Origin of the sequence: Vibrio sp. Vf1514 (assembly GCF_052076135.1) — a bacterium.
Taxonomy (GTDB): Bacteria; Pseudomonadota; Gammaproteobacteria; order Enterobacterales; family Vibrionaceae; genus Vibrio; species Vibrio furnissii.
On the sequence record NZ_CP197267.1, the window covers coordinates 1,493,750 to 1,507,379 of the forward strand.

At 48.9% G+C, this 13,630-nt stretch carries 9 protein-coding genes and 1 pseudogene; 5 read left to right on the forward strand and 5 right to left on the reverse strand.

From position 1 onward, the window contains the following. The first annotated feature begins 53 nt into the window (after positions 1 to 53). On the forward strand, positions 54 to 536 hold the full coding sequence (locus ACS18Q_RS06960; RefSeq protein ID WP_395212017.1) for a PaaI family thioesterase: 483 nt from the start codon (positions 54 to 56) through the stop codon (positions 534 to 536). Here the strand turns inward: ACS18Q_RS06960 and ACS18Q_RS06965 are convergent. Continuing rightward, positions 533 to 1,882: a hypothetical protein gene (locus ACS18Q_RS06965; RefSeq protein WP_004726013.1), complete on the reverse strand. Its 1,350-nt coding sequence runs from the start codon at positions 1,880 to 1,882 to the stop codon at positions 533 to 535. The genes ACS18Q_RS06960 and ACS18Q_RS06965 overlap by 4 nt on opposite strands. 102 nt (positions 1,883 to 1,984) lie before the next feature. On the opposite strand from ACS18Q_RS06965, the gene ACS18Q_RS06970 reads away from it, so the two are divergent. Further along, positions 1,985 to 2,821 carry a CvfB family protein gene (locus tag ACS18Q_RS06970; RefSeq protein WP_143679015.1) on the forward strand — a complete coding sequence of 279 codons (837 nt, stop codon included), beginning with the start codon at positions 1,985 to 1,987 and terminating at the stop codon, positions 2,819 to 2,821. A 173-nt stretch (positions 2,822 to 2,994) separates the two neighbouring features. Here ACS18Q_RS06970 and rsmF read toward each other — a convergent pair whose 3' ends face one another. The 4 genes from rsmF to ACS18Q_RS06990 all read right to left on the reverse strand — a co-directional run bounded on the left by rsmF (position 2,995) and on the right by ACS18Q_RS06990 (position 10,298). Continuing rightward, positions 2,995 to 4,419, reverse strand: a complete 1,425-nt coding sequence (gene rsmF / locus ACS18Q_RS06975) for a 16S rRNA (cytosine(1407)-C(5))-methyltransferase RsmF (RefSeq protein WP_441257585.1) — start codon at positions 4,417 to 4,419, stop codon at positions 2,995 to 2,997. 157 nt (positions 4,420 to 4,576) lie between these two features. After that, a complete protein-coding gene (locus tag ACS18Q_RS06980) occupies positions 4,577 to 7,213 on the reverse strand; it encodes a PqiB family protein (protein WP_004726010.1) in 2,637 nt (878 codons plus the stop codon). Further along, positions 7,206 to 8,462, reverse strand: coding sequence for a paraquat-inducible protein A (locus ACS18Q_RS06985; RefSeq protein WP_055466006.1), 1,257 nt, complete (start codon positions 8,460 to 8,462; stop codon positions 7,206 to 7,208). Before ACS18Q_RS06985 ends, ACS18Q_RS06980 begins: the two co-directional genes overlap by 8 nt. A 39-nt stretch (positions 8,463 to 8,501) precedes the next feature. Further along, positions 8,502 to 10,298, reverse strand: a complete 1,797-nt coding sequence (locus ACS18Q_RS06990; protein ID WP_055466007.1) for an ABC transporter ATP-binding protein — start codon at positions 10,296 to 10,298, stop codon at positions 8,502 to 8,504. 88 nt (positions 10,299 to 10,386) lie between these two features. On the opposite strand from ACS18Q_RS06990, the pseudogene ACS18Q_RS06995 reads away from it, so the two are divergent. From ACS18Q_RS06995 to prc, 3 genes and pseudogenes are all read left to right on the forward strand, one after another. Further along, positions 10,387 to 10,859 (forward strand): annotated as a pseudogene (locus ACS18Q_RS06995) (GAF domain-containing protein). Positions 10,860 to 10,958: 99 nt separating this feature from the next. Further along, entirely contained in the window at positions 10,959 to 11,588 is a 630-nt protein-coding gene (proQ, locus tag ACS18Q_RS07000) for an RNA chaperone ProQ (protein ID WP_441257586.1), read from the forward strand. A gap of 17 nt (positions 11,589 to 11,605) precedes the next feature. Continuing rightward, positions 11,606 to 13,609 (forward strand): carboxy terminal-processing peptidase, encoded by a 2,004-nt coding sequence (prc, locus tag ACS18Q_RS07005; protein ID WP_441257587.1) that lies wholly within the window; start codon positions 11,606 to 11,608, stop codon positions 13,607 to 13,609. Positions 13,610 to 13,630: the final 21 nt, after the last annotated feature.

Sequence of the window (13,630 nt, forward strand, 5' to 3'; positions counted from 1 at the left end):
TTTAAATGCGGTCTAGTCAACTGGTCTGACAACTATAAAAGAAGGTCTGGCCTATGCTCTCCGCACTCACAAAAGCAAATTTTTACCTCAATTACTTTGGCTTGATGAAAGTTCCGCTCATCTGGTATTGCCGGCCAAAGCTCATCACGCTGAACGACCAATCGGTGGTGGTGCGTATACCGCTAAAGCGTCGCAATAGAAATCACCTCAATAGCATGTATTTTGGCGTTCTCGCGGTCGGTGCAGACGTGGCGGGTGGCTTTATGGCGATGCAAAAAGCACAGCAACGCGGTGAAACCGTCTCGCTGGCATTTAAAGCGGTGAAAGGGGAGTTTTTAAAACGGCCGGAAGCGGATGTGTATTTTCATTGTGATGAAGGCGACGCGATTGACGCCATGTTGGATGAAACCATCGAAACCGGTGAGCGTGTGAATAAGGCCGTTAAAATTACCGCCACTTGCCCCTCTCTGCATGGTGATGAGCCGATGGCGGAATTCTGGTTAACCCTGTCACTCAAGCGCGTGAATCGACGTTAATCCAGTTCAATCGATTCAATGTCCACAATTTTGCTTCGGTTGAGCACGATTTTCCAACGGTAATAACGTGGCTTGTTTTTGTGGTCTTTCTCTTTGACTATCAAGTTAATCAAATGACGCTTCTCGACCGACTCTTTACTCACTTGGCCATTGCTCAGTTGATAAATGCGGTTCGATCCTTTATCCATTAAACGCGTTAATGCTCGTAAATCCACCAGCACGCTTTCTCGTGTGGCTTCGTAACCGCTCATGAATCGGGATGTGGTCATCTCGGTCTCTGAGCGGTAATGCAGAATCTGCTCTTCACGTTGCACAACCCGTTTTTTACGAATGTTTTGAATGCTGTCTGGCAAGCTACTCAAACTTTTGTAATCCAACCATTCGTCCTTTTGACCGACCTGTTTCCCGGTGCTTGGGTCGAAGTAGCGGCGACGCCATTTGGGTTTGCCTTTGCGAATCCAGCGCCACAAGATGTCACGCAGGTCATCTTTAAAAATCTCTCGCAAGGCGTAGATGAACGACATCGCAATGATGAAAGATGCAGTGATCTCTCCCCAATAATCACGAGCCGTAATCGCGGTAATGGTCACCACCACCATCACCAAGCCTGTGGCAATGCCTTTGACTGCACGCTTCATGTTCTTGCCAAGCGATGTGACTTTCTCGTTGAGAATGATGGGGTGCTCAATCAAACGGCGTAGCAAGCGCATTTTGTTACTGAGGCGCGTTATGTCTTTGTCGGCCTTATCTGAGTTGTAATGGTTTAGCGCCCGGTGCGCTTGTTCTTTCTCGACCAGCGTGATCAAGCGTTCTTTGATGGTTTTGTATTCGTTGTCGCGGGTGAGGTGCGACACCATCGACAGAAACTTTTGCTCGGTGTACCACGACAAATAGTTATCGATGTTGGCGTAATAGCGCTTGAGGCTTTCTTCGTAGGGAATGGTTCGACGCAGTCGTTTAAGGATGTCGAGTGACAACTCAATCACGGTATCTACTTCATCTGACGTGACGCTGTCACTTGTATCATTCAACTGGTTAACGGCTTTATCGAGTGCAATCACATATTGATAAGCAAACAAACTCAAGCTGACACGGTACTGCGTAGACGATAAGCGCCCCCGTTGTGCCAGACGGCTGTGCACCAAGGGCAGCAGGATCTGATCACTGTAATAGGACCGTTTTTGGTGGATGGAACTGTAAAAAAACTCCGTCTCTGACATCATTTCCGGAGTGAGGCCTAGCTCTCCGGGGATAAACAGATACATATCAAGATCGAGTTTTTTGCTATCGGACATCTCCGATGAAATCTTTAGGGTGACGGCATCTTGCTTATCGACAGTGATCAACGAAAACTCCTGAAAAAATTGCTTAATTTTCTCTGTTGAATGGGGGAAAGCATAACAGAGATCACGTATAATCTCTGCAAATTTGATGTGAGACAGTTTTAAATGATTAACGTTGGTCAGATTAACAATCTAGAAGTCGTAAAAATTACCGATTTTGGTGTCTTCCTAGACGCCGGGGAATTCGGGACGACGTTGCTGCCAAAACGATTCGCACCTGAAGGTGTGGAATTGGGACACTTTATTGATGTGTTCCTGTACTTTGATTCAGAAAACCAACTGGCGGCGACCACAGAAACACCAATCGCCAAAGTGGGTGAATGGGGCCTGATGAAGATTGAAGGCGTCAACACGACCGGTGCTTTCGTCAACTGGGGAATCAAAGACAAAGATTTGCTTGTGCCCTACAGTGAGCAACGTGCGCGTTTCACTGCTGGTCAAAATATCTTGGTTTATGTGTATACCGATAAAGCCTCGGGCCGTATCGTGGGCACCACGAAGTTCAACAAGCTGCTGGATAAAACGCCAGCCAAGTACGCGCAAAATGAACAGGTTGATTTGATCATCGCAGAACGCTCCGACTTGGGCTTTAAGGCGATCATCAACGGTCAACACTGGGGCATGATTTTCCCATCTGATGTATTTGGTAAGCTCTTTATCGGTAAGAAGCTGAAAGGTTACATCAAGCATATTCGTGAAGATGGCAAAATCGATCTGGCGCTGCAGAAAGTGGGCGTTGCGAAGATGGATGATCTGAGCGAGAAAATTCTGGACACTTTGCAGAAGAAAGGCGGCTTCTTGCCACTGAGCGATAAGTCGACGCCGGAAGCGATTTTTGCGACCTTCCGAACCAGTAAGGGCACCTTCAAGAAGACCATCGGTGGCCTGTTTAAGCAAGGTAAGATCCTGATTGAAAAAGACGGTATTCGCCTCGCGGAATAAGGTATTTTCCCTAAGAAAAAAAGGCCCAAAACGTAAGGCGTTTAGGGCCTAGGGGAATGGCTCCAAAGAGCCTGCGCTAATGGAACTGAGTCTAAGACTGCTTAAGATTAAGTGTAGTACAGACTCATTTTTTCGCGACAGGCCGACAGCATTTCATGCTGTCGTTTACCGGTTTAGAACAGGTTTTTATCTCGAACCAGTTCGCGAGGAAGGCCATTTTTCACGCGATTCCCCACCCATTTCCCGAGTCCAATCACATCGTTACCATAACAGACAATCACTTCGCCTTGGCCACTTTGACCTTCTGGACGCACATCTCGCCCCATGTACCATTCGCGTGCATCATCAATCGAAAGTTCAACACGATTGGCTTCTTGGCCAGTTGCTAACGTCGTCGCGACTTGGTGTTGCCAGCGATAGCCTTTCTTATGGGTTTCTGCAATTTTGATCCCCATGCGTGAAAAACGTAGTTTTCCGAGCATCGGTTCAAGGGCATGCGGGAATAGCCACACATCGTTGTCGCGCAGCCAAATGTCCGCGTCTTGTGGTAGGTGGATGCTCAATGCGCCATCCAGTTGTTTTTCAATCTCGGCGCGGACTTTGTTCGACGCTTTTTCGAACGGGAACTTGCCCAGGCGTTTTTTCACCGCAGGTGTTTCAACGGCGGCATGTTTGCGAATCCGAGCTACAAAGAAGCCTTCGCAGTCATAAACTTGAGGGAAAATATGCAAGAAACCTTCTTCGGTAATCGCTTGGTCTGCATGTTCGAACAAATTATCAAGGCGCTCAAAACTCACTGCATCGCCATAGGTATTTTTCAGATGCCAACAGACCTGTTGGTTCTCTTCTCGGCTTAATGTACAGGTTGAATAGACCAACACACCGCCGACTTTCAGCGCTTGAAATGCGCTTTCAATCAAGTCCTTTTGTGTATCCGCAATCGATAATACAGAAGCTTTGCTCCAGTTTTTCATCGCATCGGGATCTTTGCGAATGGTGCCTTCGCCAGAGCAGGGCGCGTCAATCAGCACCGCATCGAACTGTTCGGGTAACCAGCCGCCAAATACACGACCATCGAAGTTGCTTAATGCGGTATTGAGAATGCCACAGCGTTCGATGTTAGCGTGCAATACTTTCACTCGGCTGGCTGAGAATTCATTGGCGACCAAAATGCCGGCATTATTCATCAGTGCTGCGATTTGCGTGGTTTTCGAACCCGGCGCTGCCGCCATATCCAATACGGCATCAAAACGTTCGCTAGCATCCATAAACAGTGCCGAGACGGGCATCATTGAGCTGGCTTCTTGAATGTAGAATAGTCCCGCCATGTGTTCTGCGGTATTGCCTAACGGCACGTCGCTCTCGTCGGCATCAATCCAGAATCCGGTGTCACACCAAGGCACCGCCTCTAACATCCAACCTTTCTCTTTGGCGCGCGACAGAAATGCTTCCACACTGATCTTCAGCGTGTTGACCCGAATGCTTTTACGCAATGGGCGCTGACAAGCGGCAATGAAATCATCCATGTTCAACGACGAAGGTAGGATTTCGGCCATGGTGGAAAGAAACGCTTCAGGTAGAGAAATATTTGAATGCAAAATGGTATCTCGGTCTCGGATTGGGGGCCGGAATTATATACCTTTCACAGAGGTTCTTGAAGTTGTCATGTGACGTAAAGTAATAAGGCAGCCGTTTGGCTGCCTTATGGATAGGGTTAGATGTATGGATCGCGTTCCATGTAGGATTTCGCTTGGGCTAAGATTTTGGAATGGCGGTTCGCCATTTTTTCCAATCGTCTTGCGCGGCAGGATAGAGGTAGAACGATTGCCCGGATTTTGCGGGCGCGAGCAACTGCTTTTGCTCTGGGGTGGCGAAGGTAATGCCGCCGCGCACTAAGCTATCCAATGTTCCGGCCTTCACATTCGCCCCTGTCAGGCCAATCGACACATCCAGCCCTGACGTGTTCCAGAACACGCTATTTTCACGCACGAGGTAGGCATAGTTCGGCTCAATTTCAATGGTGGAAATCACGCGATCGGCAAAGCTACCCAGTTGAACATCCGTGACGCGTCCCACTTCAATGTCGCGATACAACACCGGCGTGCCCACATTCACGGAGCCACGGGTCTCGCTTTGCAGGCTAAACACAACGCCTTTTTCCTGATAAGGCATGTCGGCCAGCGTAAAGTGCTTGGTGGTTTGACCGCTTCCCGGTTTCACTTCAATCGACTTGGATATTAGATTTTGCAGGTTGGCGATGCCTTGCAGACCCACTTTGGCTTCCGCCAACCAGAATACCGACCCTGCTTTGGCAATATAAGGCGCGTAAGCGGGCTGAATGCGGGCTTTAAAACGCACGTTTGGCGAGCCAAAGTCGGGCATCACATCGGTAATTTCGCCGACTTGGACGCCGTTGTATTTAATCGGCGTACCGAGCGTGATGCCGGTATCACCATTGGCAGTAAGAAGAATCTCTTCGCCATATTTCTGCGCGTGCTGGTAATCGGGGTAGAGTTTCCACAACTTGCCCTGTTTGTTCTCAACACCATTGATGTTGTCAAACGCGATGCCGCCTTGAATCAGCGTCTGCAACGGTGCGGCTTTGACACTCACACCAGACAATGAGGCGTTCACTTCAACACCGGAACGGTTCCAGAATACCGTTTGTGGCGTGATCAAATGTTTGTATTGGTTTTCGATCTTCGCTTCGATCAGGACGCCGCTCTGCGTGAGTTTGAAGTTCGCGATGGTGCCAACTTTGAGATTGCGATAGAGCAGCGGGCTGCCAGCACTCACTGGTGGCAGCTCATCGGCAAATAGCTGCAAGGTTTGCGAGCCAGATTGATTGTATTTCGCAATTTCGGCCAGAGATTGGCTTTGATACAAGCGGTAGTTTGCTTGCATCGTGGCGTTGCCTTCGCTGACGAAACTGATGGAGCCGGTCAAGAGCTGTTTGGCCGGAGGAATGGAGACGTTCAAGCCGGCTTCCGTCAGCTCTGCTGTTGCTGCCCCTGTGACGTAGAAGCGACTTTGAGAGCGCACCAGCGCTGCGTATTGTTTGTCGATTTGTACATCAAATTCCACATGATCTTCAGCAAGCTTCACTGCGGTGACCGAACCCACGGCGACGCCGCGATAGAGAATCTGCGCATCCTTATCCAAGCCAAAAGAACTGTCGGCGGTCAGGGTGAGGGGGACAGATTGCGACTGCTCTTGGTTGAATGCCACTTTACGCACGGCAGTAAAATGTCTGGCGCGTTTGCCGTCACCCGGAACCAGTGTGAGAAAGTTACCTTTGACAAGGTTGGCTAAGTTTTCAACGCCGGTTAGTGAGACTTTCGCTTCTTCTAACACAAAGTGGCTGCCCGATGTGAGCAGATCGCTAAACGCTGGTTGAATGGCGGCCGATGCTAAGATTTGGTCATTTTGCAGCTGCAAGTTGGTGATTTGACCAATTTCAATGCCACGATAGATGATTGGTGCGCCCGACGGATTGATGTTGTTGTCGTCTGGAAGCACGATCTTCACCGGAATACCGCGCCCGGCAGTTTTGAGATCTTTGTAGAGGCGAAATTGTGTATTCTGCGCCACAGGCTCTCCACCATCTGGGGAATCGACCGCGATCGAGCCGCCCAGCAGCGCGCTGAGGCTCTCCAGTCGTACATCGACGCCGTCAAAACCAATGCTGGTGCCGATGCCGCTTACGTTCCAGAAACGACTTTCTGAGGTAATAATGTGGCGATATTCGTTGCGAATAGAAGCCTGAATGACGACCGATTTGGCGTCGTCATTGAGCTTGTAACTGTAGACTTCACCAATCGGAATTTTCTTGTAGACGATTTGCGATCCAATCGAGATGCCACCCAAATCGCTGGCTTTGAGCGAGATGGTTAAACCGCTGTTGGCCAGCAGATCCGACGGTGCAGAATCCAACGCGCGATATTGTTCAGGATGATCGTTGTCGTCATCCACGTCGCTGCCCGGCTGGATGGCGATATAGTTGCCCGAGACCAACGCATCCAGCCCCGAAACACCGGATAAACTTGCGGTCGGTTTGACCAGCCAGAATCGTGTTTCCGAAGAGAGCAGGCGAGTGGCTTCTGGATACACATCGGCTTCAACGTAAATACTGTTGAGATCCGGAGAAAGCTTGATATCGCGAACCATGCCCACTTCTAAGCCTTGATAGCGGATGGTGGTGCGACCGGCAACCAAGCCTTGTGCATCGGAGAAGTAAATTTGAATACGCTCGCCCGCATCGTGAATGGCCTTGACGACTAGCCAACCGGCAAGAATCATCGTGAGGATCGGCAAAATCCACAATGGGGAAATGCCTTTATTACGCTTTACATCGGGCGAATAGGCGGCTTGTTTCGTTGGTTCATTACTCATTATTCGACTCATTCTTCGAAGCGGCGCTCGGATAATTGTCCCATATCAGGCGGGGATCGAGGCTTTCTGCGGCCAACATGGTCAATACGACCACCATACCAAAAGCGACCGCACCATATCCGGGCGTAAAATCAAGAATCTGGCCACGATCGACCAAGGTTAGCATGATGGAAATCACAAACAGGTCCATCACAGACCATTTGCCAATCCATCGAATCACATAAAAAATCGTCATTCGCTGGCGGTGGTATACGCTGCGTTTAAAGCGGATCGCCAGCAATAAATAAATCAGTCCCAAAATTTTGGCGACCGGTACAACAATACTGGCGACAAAAATGATGATCGCAATCCCCACCATGCCGCTGTTCACTAATGAAGCAACGCCGGAAAAAATGGTGTCTTCTAAGCGTTGACCGTTGGTGATCAAAATCGAAATTGGAATGATATTGGCTGGGAAAATCGCGACGCTGGCGGCAATAACATATGCCCACGTGCGTTCAATGGATTGCGGTTTCCGGTGATACAGTTTGTGATGGCAACGTGTACAACGCGCTGCTTCTGGCTGCGACAAATGGCAGTTGTGACAGTGGACTTGTTTATTATCGGCGGCGTAGTCGCACTCCGGTTTCCATGCTTCCCAATAGCGGCGCACACTGATGCGGCTGATCAGGAGCACAGTGAAGAGTTGCAGCAGCACGAGGCTATACAACGCCGGGCCGACAAAAATATCGGAGTAGTCTTTGAGTTTGAAGCACGATACGGCGACGCTGACCAGAAACACATCCATCATGGCCCAAGATTTGAGTTTCTGAATCAAAGTGAGTGAATAACGCAAGCCTTTAAACCAGTGGTGGTGCAGTGATAAGTGCGCCACCACCACCGAGCCACACACCAAAAATGGTGCCAGCGTGCTGCAGAAAAACACCAGTAGGGCGAGCGCGAGGTAGCCTTCGTTGCTCATTGCCAGGATACCTGCAGGCAGAGAGGCTGGGATCATCACGCCGACCAAGCGTATGCTGATGAAATCGAAAAATTGCGATGGAATAAACAGCAGCAAACAGGTGATCGCGATGGCCAAATTGCCCGACAGTGACGGACTGCCGCCACGATACAACTGCGTACCGCAGCGTGGACAATAAGCGCTTTTTCCCCGTTCGACGTCAATCACGTCCACAGGCAGTTCGCACCCTTGGCACAGCCGAATCGAGCTGCTTTCTGTCAGGTGCTTCTGTAACGCTTTGACTTTCATCGCGTTCGTTCCATACTCACGCGAGTGACAGCGTCACCTTTAGGCGTGCGATTGAATGGAACCGTACAATGTCTGATACAAACCTTCTTGTTCAACCAGCTCTCCATGTGTACCGGATTGACTCACTTTCCCGTCTTCCAGCACGTAGATCAAATCGGCCTGCTTCACTGCAGAGAGGCGGTGCGCCACAATCAGTGTGGTTCTGCCTTGCAGGAACTCCGTTAGCGCTTTATGCAGCGCGGCTTCGGTAGCGGTATCGAGTGCCGAGGTCGCTTCATCCAAGATGACAAATTTCGGATTGCTGAGCACCATTCGAGCAATCGCCAAACGTTGGCGTTGCCCGCCGGACAAACGGATGCCGTTGCGCCCAATTTGAGTGTCGAGCCCCTGATTCAGTTTGCTTATCACATCCTGCATCTGTGCGATCTCTAATGCGCGCCACAAGGACAGTTCATCGTAGTCGCTACCAAGGGTGAGATTATGCCTCAAAGTATCATTGAAAAGTACAGGTTGTTGCAGCACAACCGCGATCTGACTGCGAATGACATCAAAACTGATGTCGTCGCACGTCTCGCCGTTATAGCGAATTTCCCCAGAATTGGCGCGATACACGCCGATCAACAGCTGGATTAAAGTGGATTTCCCGCCACCGCTGGCACCGACTAAGGCCACTTTCTTACCGGCGGGTATGATGAGTGACAAATCGTCCAATACATTGTGTTCGCCATCGTAAGAGAAATCGACGTGCGAAATCGACACATCCACTTCACGGTCATCGGTAAAGGGGTTTACCTTGCTTGGTGGGCGATGTTCTTCTTCCAATTGGAGTAAATCGTTGATGCGATTCAAGGCCGCTTTGGCGCTGTACCACGAAAACTGAATGCCCAAAAGCTCTTGTACTGGGCTGAGCATGAACCACAGATAGCCAAACACGGCAAAAATCTGGCCAATGGTCAGGTCGCTAAATACCACCATCAGCATGGCAACGGCGCGAAAGAGTTCGAAACCTAATAAGAAGAGGAGAAACGAGAGGCGACCTGCAGCTTCGGATTGCCAAGCGTACTTATCGGCATGACGACGAACCGCATCGGCGTTGGCTGTCAATTGTGCGAGAAACTCTCGCTCTTTGTTGGCAGCGCGCAGCTGATAAATACCGTCCAGCGTTTCAACCAAGCGATTTTGGAAGCGCTCAAATGCTTGGTTTTCACGTTTCTTGAGGTGTTTCACTTTGCTGCCCAGCTTGCGCGAGAAATAAATCACAATCGGGTTGACCAGCAAAATAAACAGGCCTAAACGCCATTCCAGCCAAAGCAAAACAATCGCAGTGCCAATCACCGTTAAGAAACTGATGATGAATTTACTCAGCGTGGTGCCAATAAACTGATCAATCGTTTCAATATCGGTAATGAGATGCGCATTGATCCCGCCACTGCCGCGGGTTTCATATTGCTTTATGCTAATGCGCCCCAATTTATCAATCATCTTGCTGCGCATTTGGAAGGTGATGGTTTTTGATACCAGCGTAAATTGGCGGTTTTGCACGATATTGAGCAGTTGGCTGGCCGCACGCATGAGTACCACCAGCAGCAGGGTAAACATGATGTAGCCAGTTGGCGTTTGCCACGCGGTTGGCAACCAATGGTTCATCACCGCTAAGCCGGTTCCGGGTTGATTGAGGAGCACTTCATCAACCATGAGCGGCATCAGCAGCGGGATCGGTACGCTGATTAAAGTTGCAACGATCGCGATCGCATTCGCGTACAACAACTTAGACTTATGTTTTTTAACTTGAGTTATGAGCCAAGAACGGCTAATAGTGTCACTGGTATACGTCATTATAATGAGAATGCATCCTATTTAACTTCTGGGTGCCATTTTACGTAGAACCGTTAGTGAAGTCTTTATTTTTCAATTGGAAGTTAGTATGAAAGTAGAACATTACCACCGCTTAACCAAGCAAGCTGTTGCGTTATTGGAGTCTGAACCAGACATGATCGCCAACTTGTCGAACTTAAGCGCACTGCTCAACATGGAATTAGAAGACCTGAACTGGGTCGGCTTCTACCTGATGCGAGACGGTGAGTTGGTACTGGGCCGTTCCAGGGTAAGCCGGCCTGTGTGCGTATTCCTGTCGGACGTGGTGTCTGTGGAACGGCTGTTGCCACAAATTCTGTACAACGTGTGTATGATGTTCACGCGTTTGAAGGACATATTGCCTGTGATGCGGCAAGCAATTCTGAGATTGTTATTCCGTTTTCGATCAACGGCGAAGTCATGGGCGTGTTGGATATTGACAGTCCAACTGTTGGCCGTTTTTCAGAAACTGATGAAGAAGGGCTCACGTTTTTGATGACTGAAGTAGAAAAGCTGCTTAATTCACAGGCGAACAAGGCATAAATTGGCCTTTGCCTGTGGTTTTTCGTAGTCAGGTCACTATAATACCGAACATATTTATACTAATGCTTCGCGGACCAGCCGCATCAACCAGGAATCCTCATGGAAAACACTGAAAAGTTAAAAAACAGCAAAGAAGTGATTGCGTACATTGCTGAATGTTTCCCTAACTGCTTTACTTTAGAAGGTGAGGCAAAGCCTCTAAAAATTGGTATTTTTCAAGATCTTGCTGATCGTCTTAGTGAAGACTCTAAAGTAAGCAAAACTCAACTTCGTGCAGCGTTAAGACAGTACACCTCATCTTGGCGTTACCTGCACGGCGTTAAAGCTGGTGCGGTTCGTGTCGATCTAGATGGTAATGCATGTGGCGTATTGGAAGAGCAACATGTAGAACACGCAAAAGCGGCGTTGGCAGAGAGCAAAGCTCGTGTTGAAGCCCGTCGTAAAGAGCAAGGAAAAAAGGTGCGTGAAGACGCGAAAGCGAAGCCAAAGGCAGCAAAAAAACCTCAGGCTCGTCGTCCTCAACAAAAAGCGGCACCAAAAGCGGATAAAAAGCCAGTTGAAACGCGAGCTTTGACTGCAGACGAACTAAACGTCGGCAACGAAGTGAACGTGAACATGGGCAAAGGCAACATGGCTGCGACCATTGTTGAAATCAATAAGGAAGATGTGCGTGTTCAACTCGGCAACGGCCTGCAAATGGTTGTGAAAGCGGAGCACCTGCGCGCATAAAGGAGAAATTCCTACGCATGAAATGCCGTTCAAAGATATCTCTGATTGCTGCTAGCCTTTGGCTAGCAGCCTTTTCAGCTCAGGCTCTCGAAGCCACAATTCATAAAGAAGATCTTCCTCTTCTTGCTCCTGAAGTTCAGCATGAAACGGCGAGCAAACGAGTGACTTCCCGTTTTACTCGTTCTCATTACAAACATTTCAATCTCGACGATCAATTCTCTCAAGCGATTTTCGAACGTTACATCGAAATGCTGGACTATAACCGTAACCTGTTTACCCAAGCGGATATCGATTCTTTCAAAGATTGGTCGATGCAGTTGGATGACCAACTGAAGGTCGGGAACAACCAAATCGCCTTCGATCTGTACAACCTATCGATGGAAAAGCGTTTTGACCGTTTCCAATACGCCCTCACACTGCTTGATCACGAAATCACGTTTGATACCGACGAATCAATTGAGCTTGATCGCTCAAAGGCAAGTTGGCCGAAAGATCAGGCGGAAGTGAATGAGTTATGGCGCAAGCGTGTGAAATATGACGCGCTGAACCTGAAGTTAGCCGGTAAAGAGTGGCCAGAGATTAAAGAAACCTTGGCCAAACGTTACAACAACGCTATCAAACGTCTGACGCAAACGCACAGTGAAGATGTGTTCCAACTTTACATGAACGCATTTGCGCGCCAAGTCGATCCGCACACCAGTTATCTGTCCCCTCGTAATGCTGAACAATTCCAATCGGAGATGAACCTTTCTCTGGAAGGGATCGGTGCGGTATTACAAATGACCGATGATTACACCGTGATTCGTTCGCTGGTGGCTGGTGGCCCGGCGTCCAATAGTAAACAGTTGGGCGAAGGCGACCGCATTATCGGTGTGGGTCAGGACGGCGAAGATGTTGTTGATGTGATCGGCTGGCGTTTAGACGATGTCGTGCAATTGATCAAAGGTCCGAAAGGCACCAAAGTGAAGCTGCAGATTCTGCCTGAGGGCAAAGATGCAAAAAGTCACGTTGTCACAATTGTTCGAGATAAGATTCGTCTTGAAGACCGCGCTGTCAAATCAGAAGTGATTGAGAAAGACGGCAAGAAAATCGGCGTGCTTGAAGTCCCGAGTTTCTACGTTGGCTTATCGCAAGATACCGACAAGTTGATCACCGAGCTGAAAGCGAAGAACGTGGATGGCATCATTGTTGACCTGCGCAACAATGGCGGTGGCGCATTGACAGAAGCCACCGCATTATCTGGCCTGTTTATTACCAGCGGCCCAGTGGTGCAAGTGCGTGATAGTTACGGCCGAGTGAATGTCAACAGCGATACCGATGGCAAAATCAGCTACACCGGTCCGATGACCGTGTTGGTGAACCGATACAGTGCATCCGCTTCAGAAATTTTTGCTGCGGCCATGCAAGATTACGGTCGTGCTATCATTCTGGGTGAAAACTCATTTGGTAAAGGAACCGTGCAACAGCACCGTTCACTAAATCATATTTATGATCTGTTCGATAAAGAACTGGGTTATGTGCAATACACCATTCAAAAGTTCTACCGCATTGATGGCGGCAGTACACAGAATAAAGGTGTGATTCCGGACATTGCGTTCCCAACTGCAGTTGATGCTGCGGAAACGGGCGAGAGTGTGGAGCCGAATGCACTGCCTTGGGACAGTATCGACAAAGCCAAGTATGAGAAGCTGCACGATTTCCACACGCTGATCAGTACGTTGAATACAGAACATCAGGCGCGTATCGCTAAAGATCGAGAGTTTGGTTTTATTCAGCAAGATATTGTGAAATACAAAGCTGAAAAAGATGATAACTTCTTATCTTTAAACGAAAAAGTACGCAAAGAGCAGAGTGATAAATCAGATCAGGAACGTTTAGCACGTATCAATACTCGTCAGAAAGCGATGGGTAAAGAGACGTACAAAGCGTTGACGGATGTGCCGAAAGATTACGAAGCGCCCGATGCGTATTTGGATGAGTCGGTTTCGATCATGGTCGATATGATCAAACAATCGAAATAAGCATAAATGAAAAAGCGGGCT